Origin of the sequence: Bradyrhizobium sp. ISRA430 (assembly GCF_029909975.1) — a bacterium.
Classification (GTDB): domain Bacteria; phylum Pseudomonadota; class Alphaproteobacteria; order Rhizobiales; family Xanthobacteraceae; genus Bradyrhizobium.
The window spans coordinates 6,281,269-6,297,500 of the sequence record NZ_CP094516.1 but is presented as its reverse complement, the minus strand read 5'-3'; the positions used below and the strand labels follow the sequence as shown (position 1 = coordinate 6,297,500).

At 63.3% G+C, this 16,232-nt stretch carries 11 protein-coding genes, 1 rRNA gene and 1 riboswitch (1 of these 13 running past the window's edge); of the genes, 6 read left to right on the top strand and 6 right to left on the bottom strand.

Annotated elements, in window-relative coordinates; all coding sequences use genetic code 11:
* A 16S ribosomal RNA gene (locus MTX21_RS29890) occupies positions 1 to 1,213 on the bottom strand (it extends 276 nt beyond the left edge of the window).
* Between the two features lie 1,101 nt (positions 1,214 to 2,314).
* On the opposite strand from MTX21_RS29890, the gene MTX21_RS29885 reads away from it, so the two are divergent.
* Positions 2,315 to 4,378 (top strand): M23 family metallopeptidase, encoded by a 2,064-nt coding sequence (locus MTX21_RS29885; protein ID WP_280968209.1) that lies wholly within the window; start codon positions 2,315 to 2,317, stop codon positions 4,376 to 4,378.
* A gap of 29 nt (positions 4,379 to 4,407) precedes the next feature.
* On the opposite strand, the gene MTX21_RS29880 is transcribed toward MTX21_RS29885, so the two are convergent.
* On the bottom strand, positions 4,408 to 4,821 hold the full coding sequence (locus MTX21_RS29880; protein WP_280968208.1) for a hypothetical protein: 414 nt from the start codon (positions 4,819 to 4,821) through the stop codon (positions 4,408 to 4,410).
* Between the two features lie 494 nt (positions 4,822 to 5,315).
* On the opposite strand from MTX21_RS29880, the gene MTX21_RS29875 reads away from it, so the two are divergent.
* The gene (locus tag MTX21_RS29875; RefSeq protein ID WP_280968207.1) at positions 5,316 to 6,932 is read left to right on the top strand and encodes an SMP-30/gluconolactonase/LRE family protein; all 1,617 of its coding nucleotides are present in this window, start codon (positions 5,316 to 5,318) and stop codon (positions 6,930 to 6,932) included.
* 92 nt (positions 6,933 to 7,024) lie between these two features.
* Complete coding sequence (locus MTX21_RS29870; protein ID WP_280968206.1) at positions 7,025 to 7,291, top strand: hypothetical protein; 267 nt, start codon at positions 7,025 to 7,027, stop codon at positions 7,289 to 7,291.
* A gap of 81 nt (positions 7,292 to 7,372) precedes the next feature.
* Here the strand turns inward: MTX21_RS29870 and clpB are convergent, their stop codons facing one another.
* Positions 7,373 to 10,012 carry an ATP-dependent chaperone ClpB gene (clpB, locus tag MTX21_RS29865; RefSeq protein ID WP_280968205.1) on the bottom strand — a complete coding sequence of 880 codons (2,640 nt, stop codon included), beginning with the start codon at positions 10,010 to 10,012 and terminating at the stop codon, positions 7,373 to 7,375.
* A gap of 241 nt (positions 10,013 to 10,253) precedes the next feature.
* Here clpB and MTX21_RS29860 point away from each other — a divergent pair, with 241 nt between their 5' ends.
* Complete coding sequence (locus MTX21_RS29860) at positions 10,254 to 11,057, top strand: MOSC domain-containing protein (protein WP_280968204.1); 804 nt, start codon at positions 10,254 to 10,256, stop codon at positions 11,055 to 11,057.
* A gap of 113 nt (positions 11,058 to 11,170) precedes the next feature.
* Here MTX21_RS29860 and MTX21_RS29855 read toward each other — a convergent pair whose 3' ends face one another.
* Positions 11,171 to 11,827: a TIGR02594 family protein gene (locus MTX21_RS29855; RefSeq protein ID WP_280968203.1), complete on the bottom strand. Its 657-nt coding sequence runs from the start codon at positions 11,825 to 11,827 to the stop codon at positions 11,171 to 11,173.
* 233 nt (positions 11,828 to 12,060) lie between these two features.
* Between MTX21_RS29855 and MTX21_RS29850 the strand changes: the two genes are divergently transcribed.
* A complete protein-coding gene (locus MTX21_RS29850; RefSeq protein WP_280968202.1) occupies positions 12,061 to 12,924 on the top strand; it encodes an alpha/beta hydrolase in 864 nt (287 codons plus the stop codon).
* A gap of 203 nt (positions 12,925 to 13,127) precedes the next feature.
* On the opposite strand, the gene metW is transcribed toward MTX21_RS29850, so the two are convergent.
* Positions 13,128 to 13,790 carry a methionine biosynthesis protein MetW gene (metW, locus tag MTX21_RS29845; RefSeq protein WP_280968201.1) on the bottom strand — a complete coding sequence of 221 codons (663 nt, stop codon included), beginning with the start codon at positions 13,788 to 13,790 and terminating at the stop codon, positions 13,128 to 13,130.
* Between the two features lie 2 nt (positions 13,791 to 13,792).
* Entirely contained in the window at positions 13,793 to 14,995 is a 1,203-nt protein-coding gene (locus tag MTX21_RS29840) for a homoserine O-acetyltransferase (protein WP_280968200.1), read from the bottom strand.
* A 95-nt stretch (positions 14,996 to 15,090) separates the two neighbouring features.
* Positions 15,091 to 15,170: riboswitch (SAM riboswitch) on the bottom strand.
* Between the two features lie 192 nt (positions 15,171 to 15,362).
* On the opposite strand from MTX21_RS29840, the gene MTX21_RS29835 reads away from it, so the two are divergent.
* A complete protein-coding gene (locus MTX21_RS29835) occupies positions 15,363 to 16,211 on the top strand; it encodes a chorismate mutase (RefSeq protein WP_280968199.1) in 849 nt (282 codons plus the stop codon).
* The last annotated feature ends 21 nt before the right edge of the window (positions 16,212 to 16,232 follow it).

The window sequence follows — 16,232 nt, the reverse complement described above, 5'->3', positions numbered from 1 at the left end:
GCGTCTTCGCATCCCATTGTCACCGCCATTGTAGCACGTGTGTAGCCCAGCCCGTAAGGGCCATGAGGACTTGACGTCATCCCCACCTTCCTCGCGGCTTATCACCGGCAGTCTCCTTAGAGTGCTCAACTAAATGGTAGCAACTAAGGACGGGGGTTGCGCTCGTTGCGGGACTTAACCCAACATCTCACGACACGAGCTGACGACAGCCATGCAGCACCTGTGTTCCAGGCTCCGAAGAGAAGGTCACGTCTCTGCGACCGGTCCTGGACATGTCAAGGGCTGGTAAGGTTCTGCGCGTTGCGTCGAATTAAACCACATGCTCCACCGCTTGTGCGGGCCCCCGTCAATTCCTTTGAGTTTTAATCTTGCGACCGTACTCCCCAGGCGGAATGCTTAAAGCGTTAGCTGCGCCACTAGTGAGTAAACCCACTAACGGCTGGCATTCATCGTTTACGGCGTGGACTACCAGGGTATCTAATCCTGTTTGCTCCCCACGCTTTCGTGCCTCAGCGTCAGTACCGGGCCAGTGAGCCGCCTTCGCCACTGGTGTTCTTGCGAATATCTACGAATTTCACCTCTACACTCGCAGTTCCACTCACCTCTCCCGGACTCAAGATCTTCAGTATCAAAGGCAGTTCTGGAGTTGAGCTCCAGGATTTCACCCCTGACTTAAAAACCCGCCTACGCACCCTTTACGCCCAGTGATTCCGAGCAACGCTAGCCCCCTTCGTATTACCGCGGCTGCTGGCACGAAGTTAGCCGGGGCTTATTCTTGCGGTACCGTCATTATCTTCCCGCACAAAAGAGCTTTACAACCCTAGGGCCTTCATCACTCACGCGGCATGGCTGGATCAGGGTTGCCCCCATTGTCCAATATTCCCCACTGCTGCCTCCCGTAGGAGTTTGGGCCGTGTCTCAGTCCCAATGTGGCTGATCATCCTCTCAGACCAGCTACTGATCGTCGCCTTGGTGAGCCATTACCTCACCAACTAGCTAATCAGACGCGGGCCGATCTTTCGGCGATAAATCTTTCCCCGTAAGGGCTTATCCGGTATTAGCACAAGTTTCCCTGTGTTGTTCCGAACCAAAAGGTACGTTCCCACGCGTTACTCACCCGTCTGCCGCTGACGTATTGCTACGCCCGCTCGACTTGCATGTGTTAAGCCTGCCGCCAGCGTTCGCTCTGAGCCAGGATCAAACTCTCAAGTTGGACTTGAAACTTTGAACCGGCTGATCACAACGTTTGACGAGGTCCCACCATACTCGCGCAGCGATTCACATCGCTGGCGAACTGATCTCAATGAAGAGATCATGGTGTTACCTTTGAAACGTGTACCGCCGAAGTCTTTCGTCCGGTCTCGATCAGAAAAGCCGAAGCTTTTCAGAAGCGAGACCCGCAAGGACTCCGCCGTCCACGTTTCTCTTTCTTCATCTTCACTTGTCAAACAGCCCGGGACCGGAGAGGCCCCAACCTTCCTGGGAGGAAGGGTTCCGACACCCTTACCGACGATGAATGACTCCAACCGACTGGTGTCGATTGTTGTGTCACTCAACAAGGTGAGGAGCATCAGTGGCGCGTTCGCTCGCCTCGGTCAGTGACCCGGCGGCGCCGCGCTCAGTGGTTGGGGTTATAGTCCCCACCGATCGGGATTGTCAACGCCCATTGTCAACAAATCGTCGCACGGCAAAATCGATTGTGCGGTGCGGAAAAACGCCCGTGTTTTCCGGTGCTTAGGTGATAGGCCATGGGCGGCTCGGCAACGCGGGTGGTAAAAAATCTGAAAAAAAGTTTGGGGCCGGAGGGGTTCGGAAGGGGTCTCGGAGGGCTCCCGCGGAGGGTCCTGGGATCGCCGACCAGCGCGGCCCGCAACGTGGGTGGCAAAAAAATCGAAAAAAATTTTTGAGCGGGAGGGTCCTCGGAAGAAGTCCCCAATGGGCCCTGGCGCCCCTGGGATGCCCCGTTGGCGGACGTTCAGGAAACTTTTTCCGGATTTGTGGCCGTACTAGAGCCACAATCCCGCGGCGTTCTGATAAGAGACAAGCTGAATCGTCGGGTGCCTGTGGGGGCTGCCGGGGATTTCTACTGGTCGGAGGAAGGCGATCTTACCATGAAGCAGCCTTCTTCGGACATTCGAGAGACATCGAGAGACCTCCGTCCGCGTTGCTGTTCGTAATTTCGGCCGGCCCCTTCGGGGCTTTCTGACTACGGACGCCTGTGCGGCCTGCTTTTATCCCGCGATCCCCCCTGAAGAGGGCGACCCGGGGAAGGTTCGGATCAGGGGGTTCTTGGGTCGTGATTGGGGGACGTGGGTTGAACCAAAGGACGTCACGCGGCGCGTACGGGCGTGAGACCGGGATTATCGATCTCGGCCACGAGCCGCCGCTTTCCGTCGATGGTTCCGAAGCCGCCGTCATCGATCGTCGTCGTGTCTCCGTACAATGGTTTAGCGGGACAATTCTGACCGGACTCTGCGGTGCGGCCCTGATCGGCGGCGCCGTTTTCGCATCGCTCGACGGCGAAATGACCTTTGCCAAGGTGCCGGAGCGGGTCGAAGGCGCGCTGCGTGGCGCGTTCGGCGCGGCTGATCGTGCCGCCACGCTGCACAAGAGCGACCGCCTGCCGCCGCCCAACGAATCCACGGCCTCGCGCAACATCGTGCGCGTCTCCACCGTCGCCCGCGTCGGCAATCGCGACGTGATGCGGGTGCGCCCCTTCGTCCGGATCGCCGGCAATCTGTCGATGACGACGAGCGATCTGTCGGCGAAGATCCCGCCGTTCAACGCCCAGCGCCTTCTCAGCGACGTCGGGTCCGATCCGAAGACGGCATCCGACGATCCCAACAATCCCGAAGCGGTCGAGCCCGACGCCGAAGTCTCCTTCGTCACCAAGGACTTGTCGCCGGTGCTGCCGAAGGCCAAGATTTCCGCGGTGGTGGCGCTCGACGACATCCTGATGCGCGTGCGCGACGCCGCCAACTGGCGCGGCAATGGCGGCGTGCGCTATGCGGCGCTCAGCAATGCCACCGCCGACGTTTCCGGTGCCGCCGGCCAGTCCGACATCAAGATGGCCTATGCAGCCGAGGCGCCCTCAGCGGACCCCTATGCCGGCTTCGAGACGCGCGTGGTGCCGGAGAACGTCACCCTGCTGCCGAAGACCAAGGAGCAGATCACCGGCGGCAATCCGAACGGTGAGCGCGTCCACATGGTCAAGAAGGGTGACAGCGTCGCCTCCGTGCTGCGCGACCTCGGTGCCACGCCGGAGGAGATCAGGGCGATCACGGCGACGCTGGGGCCCCGCGGCCGCGATGGCGGCCTGAAGGAAGGCGAAAAGCTCCGCATCCTGATGGCGCCGGCAACACCGGGCGCGCGGCTGCAGCCGTTCCGCGTCGTTGTCGCCAACGACACCACGGTCGAGGCCATCGCCGCGCTGTCGGATCTCGGCAAATACGTCGCGGTCGACGTCTCCAGCATGAACACCGTTGCCGATGCGACCGCGAACGCGAGCAGCGACGACGAGGATGACGACGACGGCTCCGGCGTGCGGCTCTACCAGAGCATCTACGAGACCGCGATGCGCAACAAAGTGCCGATGCCGGTCATCGACGACATGATCAAGATCTACTCCTACGACGTCGACTTCCAGCGCAAGGTGCAGCCTGGCGATTCCTTCGACGTGTTCTATGCCGGCGAAGACGAGGGCGTGACGGCGAGCGAAAAGAACGAGGTGTTGTTCGCCTCGCTGACGGTCGGCGGCGAAACCAAGAAATACTATCGCTACCAGAGCCCCGATGACGGCGTCGTCGATTACTATGACGAGACCGGCAAGAGCGCGAAGAAGTTCCTGGTCCGCAAGCCCGTCAACAACGCCATCATGCGCTCCGGCTTCGGCGGTCGCCGCCACCCGATCCTCGGCTATGTGAAGATGCACACCGGCGTCGACTGGGCCACCGCCTACGGCACGCCGATCTTCGCCTCCGGCAACGGCATAATCGAGAAGGCCGGCCCCGAAGGCGGCTACGGCAAGTACATCCGCATCAAGCATGCCAACGGCTACGAGACCGCCTACGGCCACATGTCGGCCTTCGCCAAGGGCATGGAGGTCGGCAAGAAGGTGCGGCAGGGCCAGGTGATCGGCTTCGTCGGCTCGAGCGGCCTGTCGACCGGCCCGCACGTCCACTACGAAATCCTGGTCAACGGCCGCTTCGTCGACCCGATGCGCGTCAAGCTGCCGCGCGGCCGCTCGCTGGAAGGCCCGATGCTCGCCGGCTTCGAGAAGGAACGCGACCGGCTCGATGCGATGATGAGCGGCCGCAACGGCGCCATCGCCCGGATGTCGGATGCGACCGGCGGACCGCTGCAGGTCACCAACCGGTAATCCGCGATCCCTCACCTAAGTTGAGCGGGCTAGGGCAAAACCTGCGCCCGCACGATCACGAAGACGATTCCGATCGCCGTCAGGCCGAACGAGACGGCCATCAGCGGCAACAGGACGTCGATCGCGGCATGCGAACCGTGCAGCTTTGCGTCCCAGACCTTGAATTCGCCGGCCTCCCAGTCGTGTAGTGACGTCGGCCCCAGGTGCGGCTCGTGCGGCATCCGATACCTCACCCAGAGTCGCGAAAGAATCCATGGCAGCAGAATCGCGACCGCAAACAGCAGCGTGACCAATCCGAGGGACAGGCCGATATCACTGCTGCGGTCAAACAGCACCCAGGCCATCAGCGCGAACCAGGCGACCAGACCGACGGCGGCCCCATAGATCTTGGGATGAAGCTCGTCGAAGACAGGATGATTGCGGGCGACAAGATCTTTTTTCATGGCGATATCCTGCGCTGGCTTTTACGAAGCAGGTTTGCCGACGACGATTTTGGAGTTGCTGACAGCGATCGATCAGGGCTCAAACAGGCCTCGGATCAGACGCCGTGCCAGACGGATCCCGAGGAATCGCTGCGCTCGGCGGCGAACCTGTGCTGGGGCAACCCCCAGCCCACCGCGCCAGTTTCATCAAATCGAAGGGTTCCGGTGGCCTCGTCGGGCTAGGACGATGGAACTGTTGGACGCTCAATCACGATTGGCGCGCGGCCATTCGCTGGAAGGCCCGATGCGCGCAAAACCTCGAAAAGCCGACTCGATGCGGCAATGAGCGGCCACAACGGCGGCATCGCCCCGGATGTCGAACGCGATCCGGATGCGATGCTGTGAAGCGACGTCGCTTCACTGCGTCACAACGTCAAGTTTCGTTTGCCAAAGCCGCATCGCGGGCGAATACTTTCCAAAAAGCGAATACTTTCCAAAAAATGGGAGGACGCGTCATGAAGATCAGGCTCGCCTGCGCAGCCGTCGTGGCTGCAATTGTCTCCACAAACGCTTCGGCCGAAACTTGGGAGGTTACCAGGCTCGTCCCAGGCTCGGCGTTCCACGGCGTGCACGGGCTCGGGATCGACAAGGCCGGCCATCTGTTTGCAGGCAGCGTCGCAGGCGCGGCTCTCTACGAGGTCGACGTCGCAGGCGGCACCGCCAAGGTTGCAATTCCCTCCCCCGTCGGGATGGCCGACGACATCGCGTTCGCGCCCGATGGCACTATGGGCTGGACCGGCTTCCTGACCGGCGATCTCTATTCCCGCAAGGGCGACGGTCCGATCAAGAAGCTTGCCTCCGGCCTCCCCGGCATCAACTCGCTCGCCTTCCGCAAGGACGGCAGGCTCTACGCGACGACCGTTTTCCTCGGCGACACGCTTTATGAGATCGACGTCGAGGGCGTCAAACCGCCCCGTCAGATCATGGAGAAGATGGGCGGCCTCAACGGTTTCGAGTTCGGTCCTGACGACAAGCTCTATGGTCCCCTCTGGTTCAAGGGACAGGTCGCCAGGGTCGACGTCGACAAAGCCGAGCTGACTGTCGTCGCCGACGGCTTCAAGGTCCCGGCCGCGGTGAACTTCGATTCCAAGGGCAATCTCTGGGTGGTCGACACCGCGCTCGGCCAACTCGTTCGGGTCGATCCCACGTCGGGCGCCAAGACGATGGTCGCGCAACTGAAGCCGTCACTGGACAACCTCGCGATCGACGACAAGGATCACATCTACGTCTCCAACATGGCCGATAACGGCATCCAGGAGGTCGATCCGGCGACCGGCCAGGCCAGGCAGATCATCATTGGCAAGCTCGCGCTGCCCGGCGGCATCGGCGTTACCTCGGACAATGGCAAGGACACGATCCACGTCGCCGACGTGTTCGCCTATCGCACGGTCGATGGCACGACCGGCGAGGTCGTCGAGAAGGCGCGCATGCACGCCGCCGGCGTCAGCCTCGAATATCCGATGAGTGCGACGGCGAAGGGCGCTGACGTGATCCTGTCGAGCTGGTTCACCGGCACGGTGCAGGTGATCGACAGCAAGACCGGCGCGACGCGCGAAATGCTGCACGGCTTCAAGGCACCGCATGACGCCATCCGACTCGAGGACGGCAGCATCCTGGTGGCCGAGCTCGGCACCAAGTCGCTGGTCCGCGCAAGCGGCGAGCACGGCAAGGATCGGAGCACGGTGATCGGCGACCTCGAAGGACCTGTGGGGCTTATCGGCGGATCGAGTGGCGAGGTCTACGTCACCGAAGCCTTTGCGGGCCTCGTCTCCAGGATCGACAAGAACGGCGAAAAGACTGTACTCGCCAAGGAGTTGAAAATGCCGGAAGGCATCGCACGAGCGAGCGACGGCAAGCTGATCGTGGCGGAAGTAGGTGCCAAGCGGCTGATCGAGATTGCACCAGAGAACGGCAAGGTGACCGAGATCGCGGCCAATCTTCCAATCGGCCTGATGGGCGCACCCGGCGGCCTGCCCACCCACATACCGACAGGCGTGGGTATCGGCGCCTCCGGCGTCATCTACTTCACCTCCGACATCGAGAACGCGATCTACAAGGTCGCAAAGAAATAGCGGTCCCCCGCGGGACTTGGCCGCGGTGGAACCGGTGCGCGGCTTCGCGGTTTTAGACGCTGACGGGAAGCCGACCAGCAGGAGGATCACCCATGACGCGCCTCTCACGCGACGATGTCATCAAGGCCGTGGATCGAGCCGACGACGTCACCATCGCCCAGATCATTGGAACCGGCGCGACTGTGGAAGAACTCGCCGAAGCCCAGGCTTGGCTCGCCAATGACGAGCCCATGATCAACGACCTGCGGCCGCTGGCGCATGGAAGAGTGCGCGAGCTCGTGGATATACTGTCGGAGCTCGAACAGGACCGCGACGACGACAACGCTGCCGATCCGAGCTCCACGTCCGCAGTCAGCTAGCAAGCCGCCCAATCCGCACATGCAATTCGCCCCGGAGAGGAAGACCTCTCCGGGGAGCTTGTCGTTCATGTAAATGCCAGATCAGTTCAGCTTGCGCTTCGGCACTGGCGTTTCGAACTGGGCGATCTCCGCGGTCTGCGGCGCCTTGCCGTTGAAGGTCAGCACGTTGCCTGCGGACGAGATCGCAACGGTATCTCCGTCCTTCACCTCGCCCGCCAGGATCATCTCCGCGAGCGGATCCTGGAGGTAGCGCTGAATCACGCGCTTGAGCGGCCTTGCGCCGTAAGCCGGATCCCAGCCCTTGGCAGCCAACCAGTCGCGTGCGGCAGCGTCGAGCGTCAGAACGATCTTGCGATCGGTCAGCAGCTTCTGCAGGCGCGCGAACTGGATTTCGACGATCCGGCCCATCTCGCTCTTCTGCAAGCGGTGGAACAGGATGATCTCGTCGACGCGGTTCAGGAATTCCGGCCTGAAATGCGCCCGCACCGTCGCCATCACCTGCTCGCGCACCGCAGAGGTGTCCTCGCCTTCCGGCTGGTTCACCAAGAATTCCGAACCGAGGTTCGAGGTCATGATGATCAGCGTGTTGCGGAAGTCGACCGTGCGGCCCTGGCCGTCGGTCAGCCGGCCATCGTCGAGCACCTGCAGCAGCACGTTGAAGACATCCGGATGCGCCTTCTCGATCTCGTCGAACAGCACCACCTGGTAGGGCCGGCGCCGCACCGCCTCGGTCAGCGCACCGCCCTCGTCATAGCCGACATAGCCCGGAGGCGCGCCGATCAGCCGCGAGACCGAGTGCTTCTCCATGTATTCGCTCATGTCGAGGCGGACCATCGCGGTCTCGTCGTTGAAGAGGTATTCGGCGAGCGCCTTGGTCAACTCGGTCTTACCGACGCCGGTAGGGCCCAAGAACATGAACGAACCGGTCGGCCGGTTCGGGTCCTGCAGGCCTGCACGCGAGCGGCGCACAGCGGTTGCGACCGCGCGCACGGCCTCGCTCTGGCCGATCACGCGCCGGCCGAGCTGCTCCTCCATCTTCAGCAGCTTTTCCTTCTCGCCTTCCAGCATCTTGTCGACGGGCACGCCGGTCCAGCGCGAGACCACCTGCGCGATGTGGTTGGCGGTGACCGCCTCCTCCATCATCTCGCCGGAGCCTTCACGCGCCTCGATCTCCGCGAGCTTCTTCTCGAGCTCAGGAATCCGGCCATAGGCCAGCTCGCCGGCGCGCTGGAATTCGCCGCGCCGCTGCGCATTGGCAAGCTCGACGCGCAAGCCGTCGAGCTCCGCCTTCAGCTTCTGGGCGTTGGAGAGCTTGTTCTTCTCCGCGCTCCAGCGCGACGTCAGCGCCGCCGACTTCTCCTCGAGCTCGACGAGCTCCTTCTCCAGCACCTCCAGACGCGCCTTGGAGCCAAGATCGCTCTCCTTTTTCAGGGCCTCCTGCTCGATCTTGAGCCGGATGATCTCGCGATCGAGCGAATCCAGCTCTTCCGGCTTGGAATCGACCTGCATCTTCAGCCGCGCGGCGGCTTCGTCCATGAGGTCGATCGCCTTGTCGGGCAGGAAGCGGTCGGTGATGTAGCGATTGGACAGCGTCGCGGACGCCACCAGCGCGGAATCGGCGATCCGCACGCCGTGGTGCTGTTCATACTTGTCCTTGAGCCCGCGCAGGATCGAGATGGTGTCCTCGACCGAGGGCTCGCTGACGAAGATCGGCTGGAAGCGCCGCGCCAGTGCAGCATCCTTCTCGACATGCTTCTGGTACTCGTCGAGCGTGGTCGCGCCGATGCAGTGCAGCTCGCCGCGGGCCAGCGCCGGCTTGAGCAGGTTGGACGCATCCATCGCGCCGTCGCCCTTGCCGGCGCCGATCAGCGTGTGCATCTCGTCGATGAACAGGATGAAGGCGCCTTCGGTCGCGGTCACTTCCTGGAGCACGGCTTTCAGCCGCTCCTCGAACTCGCCGCGGTACTTTGCACCGGCGATCAGCGCGCCGAGGTCGAGCGAGAGCAGCTTCTTGTCCTTGAGACTTTCGGGCACATCGCCGTTGACGATGCGCAGCGCCAGGCCCTCGACGATGGCGGTCTTGCCGACGCCGGGCTCGCCGATCAGCACGGGATTGTTCTTGGTCCGGCGCGACAGCACCTGGATGGTACGGCGGATCTCCTCGTCGCGGCCGATGACCGGGTCGAGCTTGCCGTCGCGCGCAGCCTGGGTCAGGTCGCGGGCATATTTCTTCAACGCGTCGTAGGCGTTCTCGGCGGTCGCGCTGTCGGCGGTGCGGCCCTTGCGCAGCGCTTCGATCGCCGCATTGAGACTTTGCGGGGTGACGCCGCCCTTGGCCAGGATCGAGCCCGCCTCGCTGGTCTTCTCCAGCGCGAGCCCGAGCAAAAGGCGCTCGACGGTTACAAAGCTGTCGCCGGCCTTCTCACCGGCCTTTTCGGCGGCGTCGAAGGTGCGGGCGAGCTCGGGCGCCAGATAGATCTGCCCGGCGCCGCCGCCGCTGACCTTCGGCACCTTGTTCAGGGCGTCCTCGGTCGCCTTCAAAATTGCACGGGAATTGCCGCCGGCACGGTCGATCAGACCGGCAGCGAGCCCCTCATTGTCGTCCAGCAGGACTTTCAGGAGATGCAGGGTCGAAAACTGCTGGTGCCCCTCGCGCATCGCGAGCGACTGCGCGGATTGGATGAAGCCCCTGGAGCGCTCGGTATACTTCTCGATGTTCATATCTTTTCTTTCCCTCGGCCTGCCCCTGGAGCCCTCTAAGGCACCCCAAACGGCATCTTCATTGGGTTTCCGCTGGCCGCATTGACGTTCCTCAACCGGCAGCGGTCGTTATCAGCCGGCGCTGGCGCCGGCCTGATCCAGATGTGGGAAGGGTGCCCTCGGATCGGAAGAGGCCAGTTCACAAATTCGTGCGCGAAAGCGCCGACTTGGCGCGATCCGGCCGAATCCCTTAAGTAGCACCATGACATCCAGCGCAACGACATCCAGCCCGGCCGCCCAGATCACCGGCCTCTACCGCTACCCGGTCAAAGGCCTGACGCCGGAGCCCCTGCCCCGCGCCGCCTTGCGGGTCGGCCAGACCCTTCCCGCCGATCGCCGCTACGCCATCGAGAACGGCCCGAGCGGCTTCGATCCCGCGGCACCGCAATGGATGCCCAAGACCCAATTCCTGATGCTGATGCGCAACGAGCGGTTGGCCGCGCTGGACACCCGTTTCGAGGACGCGACCAATCTCCTGACCATCCGCAAGGACGGCAAGGTCGTCGCCAGCGGCGATCTCGAGACCGCGGCCGGGCGCTCCGCCATCGAGGGCTACTTCACCGAAAACTTCCCGAGCGAGCTGCGCGGACCGCCAAAAGTGCTGTCCGGACGGGACCACAGCTTTTCCGATGTCGCCCGCAAGGTCGTGTCGATCATCAATCTCGGCAGCGTCCGCGCGATCGAGGCCATACTCGGCGGCACCGCCGTCAATCCCTTGCGCTTCCGCGCCAATCTCTACGTCCAGGGCTGGCCGGCCTGGTCCGAGCTCGACCTCGTCGGCCAGACGCTCGCCATCGGCGCGGCCCGGCTGAAGGTGGTCAAGCGCATCGTCCGCTGTGCGGCCGTGAACGTCGATCCGAAGACCGCCGTGCGCGACCTCGAAATCCCGCCCACGCTCTCGCGCAGCCTCGGCCACATGGACTGCGGCATCTATGCCGAGGTGATCGCCGACGGCGAAATCGGCGTCGGCGACAGAATAGCGGTGGAAGAGCCGAAGCTGGTGTGACAGGTCGCTGGTTCAACGACCCCCGTCATTGCGAGGGGCGAAGCGACGAAGCAATCCGGACTATCTCCGCGGAAGGATTCTGGATTGCTTCGCTTCGCTCGCAATGACGAACGTTAGTTCGGCATCACATACGCATAGATCCGGCCGCGCGAGACCGGTGCCTCGCGGACGCGGTTGCCGTTGTTGCCCGAGATCATGATCGGATTGCCCTTCGCGTCGATGCCGGTGATGATGCCGACATGGCCGCCGCGGCCGCCACGTGACATCACCGCAATCGCGCCGACCTGCGGACCGGAAACACGCGTTCCATAATGCGCGAACGAGCTCGCCATGTCGGAGCCGGTGCCCTTATGGCCGGTGTGCTCCAGCACCATGTTCATGAAGCGCGCGCACCACAGGCTGCCGCGGCTGGTCGGATTGCCGCCGAGATAGCGGCGCGCCTCGGAGACGAGACCCGATCCACCACTGAGGCTGCCGCTCACAGCCATGCCGCCACTGTTGGCGTTCGGATTATAGCTGGCTTGGGTGTCACTGAGGCCGCGCGCCTGCAATTGCGCCGCGCCGCGCTCGAAGCGCGAGCCGCGCGCAAGGTGCCGATAGCGGTGATGTCTGGTGGCGTAATGTGCGCTGTGATGCACGTAGTCGTGCCGGCTTACGTGATGACGATGAGACCGTGCTGACGCCGGAGAAATGAACACGGCCGCAGCCGCGAAGAGGAGAGCCAGCGCGACGACGAGACGCGACAGGCGGTACGCAAACAACTCAAGCATTCTTCATCCTACGTTGACACCCCCAATTCCCATCGGCCCATGCAGTGGCCGACATCCGTCGGGCCGTAAAAACGTTAGATGTGGCAAGAACAAGACATCGCACCGCGCTGCAAAACGCCACTTCCGGAATTGTTGCGATGATTTTGTGTCGCTGCTGGTCTGAGGCTGCCGTATTGCTGCCGACAGCATTAACTGCGATCCTGTTCGCACGGCTTTATGAGAGGGAAAGGTTAATGCCCCACGCCACGACCAGGGACGACGTCCGCATCTATTTCGAGGAAGCGGGCCAGGGATCGCCCATCATTTTTCTGCACGAGTTCGCGGCCGACTACACCAATTGGGAGCCGCAGATGCGCTACTTTTCGCGCGGCCACCGCTGCATCACCTATTCCGCGCGCGGCTATACGCCGTCGGACGTACCGACGGGCGATGTCTACACCTACAAGCACTTCTACACCGATGCGTTGGCCGTGCTCGATCATCTCAAGATCGATCGCGCACATCTCGTCGGTCTGTCGATGGGGGCGTATTCGTCATTGCAGATCGGCCTCAACGCGCCAGAGCGCGCATTGTCGATGACGCTCGCCGGCGTCGGCTCCGGCTCGGAGCTCGAGAACCTTGAGGCATGGCGGAAGCAGTGCCGCGACAACGCCGAACAGTTCGAGACGCTCGGCTCCATTGAGGTCGCCAAGGTCACGCGCGAGGCGCCGAGCCGGATTCCCTTCCTGGTGAAGGACCCGCGCGGCCATGCCGATTTCTACGCGGCGCTGGCACGGCATGACGCCAAGGGATCGGCCAACACGATGCGCGGATTCCAGGGCGGCCGTCCCTCGATCTACACGATGACGGATGCGATCAAGGCTGTGGCGACGCCCACGCTGATCATCTGTGGCGATGAGGACGATCCGTGTGTCGGGCCGAGCCTGTTCCTGAAGCAGCATTTGCCGGCGGCCGGGCTCGCGATGTTTCCGAAGTCGGGCCACGTGCTCAATCTGGAGGAGCCCGCGCTGTTCAACGCGACGGTGGAGCGGTTCGTCACGCTGGTGGAAGCCGGGCGATGGCCGGTGCGCGATCCGAGGTCGATGCCGGCGAATTAGTCCGACCGCATCACCAGGCACTCCGTCATTGCGAGCGCAGCGAAGCAATGACGAAGTGTAGCATCAGCTCCTCATCCTGAGGAGCGGAACGCGCGTCTCGAAGGATGGAAGGCCCGGCTGGTAGCCTCGCCCTTCGAGACGCCGCTACGCGGCTCCTCAGGGTGAGGGTCTACCAGATAGCTTCGCTCGCGCGGACGAAGACACTATTTCCTCCCGCCGCGGCTCAGCAGGAACACGCCCTGCTCGCCGAACAGATTCCACACCCACCAGGGCAGCCGCACCCGCAAGGGATGGCCATAGAGGTCGAGCGCCTCGGCGCGCTCCATCTTGACGTGGATCTCGTCGCAGAGCTGGACGAAATCCTTGATGGTGCAGAAGTGGATGTTGGCGGTGTCATACCAGGTCGCCGGGAGGTTCTCCGTGCGCGGCATGTGGCCGCCGATCAGGAGCTGCAAGCGCATCTTCCAGTAACCGAAGTTCGGGAACGACACGATCGCGCGGTGGCCAATGCGCAGCAGATTCTCCAGCACCACCCGCGGCTGCCGCGTCGCCTGCAGCGTCTGCGACAGGATCACGTAGTCGAAGGCGTCGTCGGGATAGTTGACGAGATCGGCGTCGGCGTCGCCCTGCACCACCGCAAGCCCCTTGGCGACGCAGCGGTTGACGCCCTCGCGCGACAGCTCGATGCCGCGCCCGTCGATGCCGCGGGTCTCCAGAAGCTGAAGCAGGTCGCCGTCGCCGCAGCCGACATCGAGCACCTTCGAGCCCGGCTTGACCATCTCGGCGACCAAGAGATGGTCGGCGCGGTAATGGCCGGGGTACTCGGCGGCAAGGCCGTTGAGCGGCAGTAGTTCCTGTACAGACATCGCTAGCTGCCCTTGCTGGTGAGTCCGCGCGCCTTGCCTGCCGATTGCAGGAAGGCGCGAGAGATATCGAAGAATTCGGGGACGTCGAGCAGGAAGGCGTCATGGCCGCGATCGGTCTCGATCTCGGCGAACGATACCCGCGCGCTCGACGCGTTCAGCGCATGCACCAGCGCGCGCGATTCCGAGGTCGGGAACAGCCAGTCCGAGGTGAATGACACCACGCAGAACCGTGTCTTGATGCCGGTGAACGCTTTCGCCAGCACGCCGTCGTGGTCGGCGGCGATGTCGAAATAATCCATCGCACGCGTCAAGTAGAGATAGCTGTTGGCGTCGAAGCGCTCGACGAAGGAGGAGCCCTGATAACGCAGGTAACTCTCGACCTGGAAGTCGGCATCGAACGAGAAGGTCGGCAGTTCGCGATCCTGCATGCGCCGGCCGAACTTGCGGTGCAGCGCGGCGTCCGAGAGATAGGTGATATGGGCTGCCATCCGCGCCACCGCGAGACCGCGGTGCGGATGGAGGCCGCGATCGGTGTAGCGGCCATTGTGCCAGTCGGGATCGGCCATCACGGCCTGCCGGCCGAGTTCGTGGAAGGCGATGTTCTGCGCCGAATGCCGTGTCGAGCAGGCAATCGCGAGCGCCGAGAACACGCGGCCCGGATAGGCCGCGGTCCATTGCAGCACCTGCATGCCGCCCATCGAGCCACCAACCACCGCAAACAGCGTGGCGATGCCGAGCCGGTCGATCAGCATGGCCTGTGCGCGCACCATGTCGGGGATGGTGATGACCGGGAAATCCAGCCCCCACACCTTGCCGGTCGCGGGATTGATTGAGGCAGGCCCGGTCGAGCCCATGCAGCCGCCAATCACATTGGAGCAGATGATGAAATATCGGCTCGGATCAAGCGGGCGGCCGGGGCCTACCAAGGTGTCCCACCAGCCCGGCTTGCCGGTGACCGGATGCACGTTGGCGACATGCTGGTCGCCGGTCAGCGCATGGCAGATCAGAACGGCATTGGTGCGTTCGGCGTTGAGCTCGCCATAGGTCTGGTAGGCGATCTGGAACGGCGAGAGATCGATGCCGCAATCGAGCGGCAGCGGCTGATCCGCGCCAAAATGCGCGACCTCCGAGCTCGGATGATCCACCTCATGCGACCGGTCGTCGGCACTGATCGCCGGACTGGGAATCGACTTGACGCCAACCATCTCTGACCATCGACCTCGTTTGCGATCAGCCCTCGCGAGCCGCCGCTGAAATCAGGCCATGAAAAACCCGGCCTGAACGATAGGTTCGGCCGGGATCGGATGCGTCCCCGGCCTGTTTAGCGAGTTTTTTAACGTGGCTGCAAGCCGGCCGGCTCAAATGACCACGGAACAGGCAAAAACTACTGGCTTGGGCGGTTTTCGTCAAGCCGCGGTCCGGATTAACCAAATTCGTCCCCGTTAGGTCTGCCAAAAAGGCCGTCATTTCTCTTTGCTTTCGCCGCCCATCCTGCCTAATCAGGACCTTGACCCGCAGCGGATCCGGCCTGCCGATCCGCCTTGGACCGCCTCTCAACAGCACCTGACAGATATGTCCCAACGTCCGCCCGCGCCACCATCGTTGCAGGAATTGCGCAAGGAGATCGATGCGATCGACGAGGGCATGCATCGCCTCCTGATGCAGCGTGGCGACATCATCGACCGCCTGATCCAGGTGAAGCAGACCCAGGAGGTGGGCTCCGCCTTCCGGCCCGCACGCGAGGCCGACATGATGCGCCACCTCGTCCAGCGCCATCGCGGCATCCTGCCGCTCGACACGGTCGAGAGCATCTGGCGCGTCATCATCTCGACGTTCACCTACGTCCAGGCGCCGTTCGCGGTGCATGCCGACGTGTCGGTGAGCGAGCCCGCGATGCGCGATTCCGCGCGATTTCACTTCGGCTTTACTGTTCCTTACGTCGCGCATTTCAGCGCGCAGGCGGCGGTCGAGGCCGTGGCGAAATCCAAGGGCGATCTGGCGCTGGTCTCGGCGACCTCCAGCCGCACGCCTTGGTGGCTCTCGCTGGAGGAAGTTGGCGCGCCAAAAATCATCGCGCGGCTGCCCTTCGTCGAGCGCGCTGACCATCCGGCGGCGCTGCCGGTGTTCGTGGTCTCGCGCGTCGCCGACAGCGCCATGGTGACGGAGGTCGAGACGTTCAGCGTGCGCGTGTCCGGGTGGAATGCCGAGATCGCACGCGCCCTGTCGCCGCTCGCCGAGATCGTGGCGGTGCCCGATACCGCGTTCGACGGCGCGGCGCTCCTGATCTCGATCACTGCGGCGACGAGCCTCGACAGGATCAAGGCAGCCCTGATCGACGCGGGGGCCTCGGTCCGCTCCACGGCCCTCGTCGGCAGCCACGCAACGCGCTATACGGTGGCCCCGACCGGGACGAAATCGTAAATCGCGAGCCGCCCCGCCAAT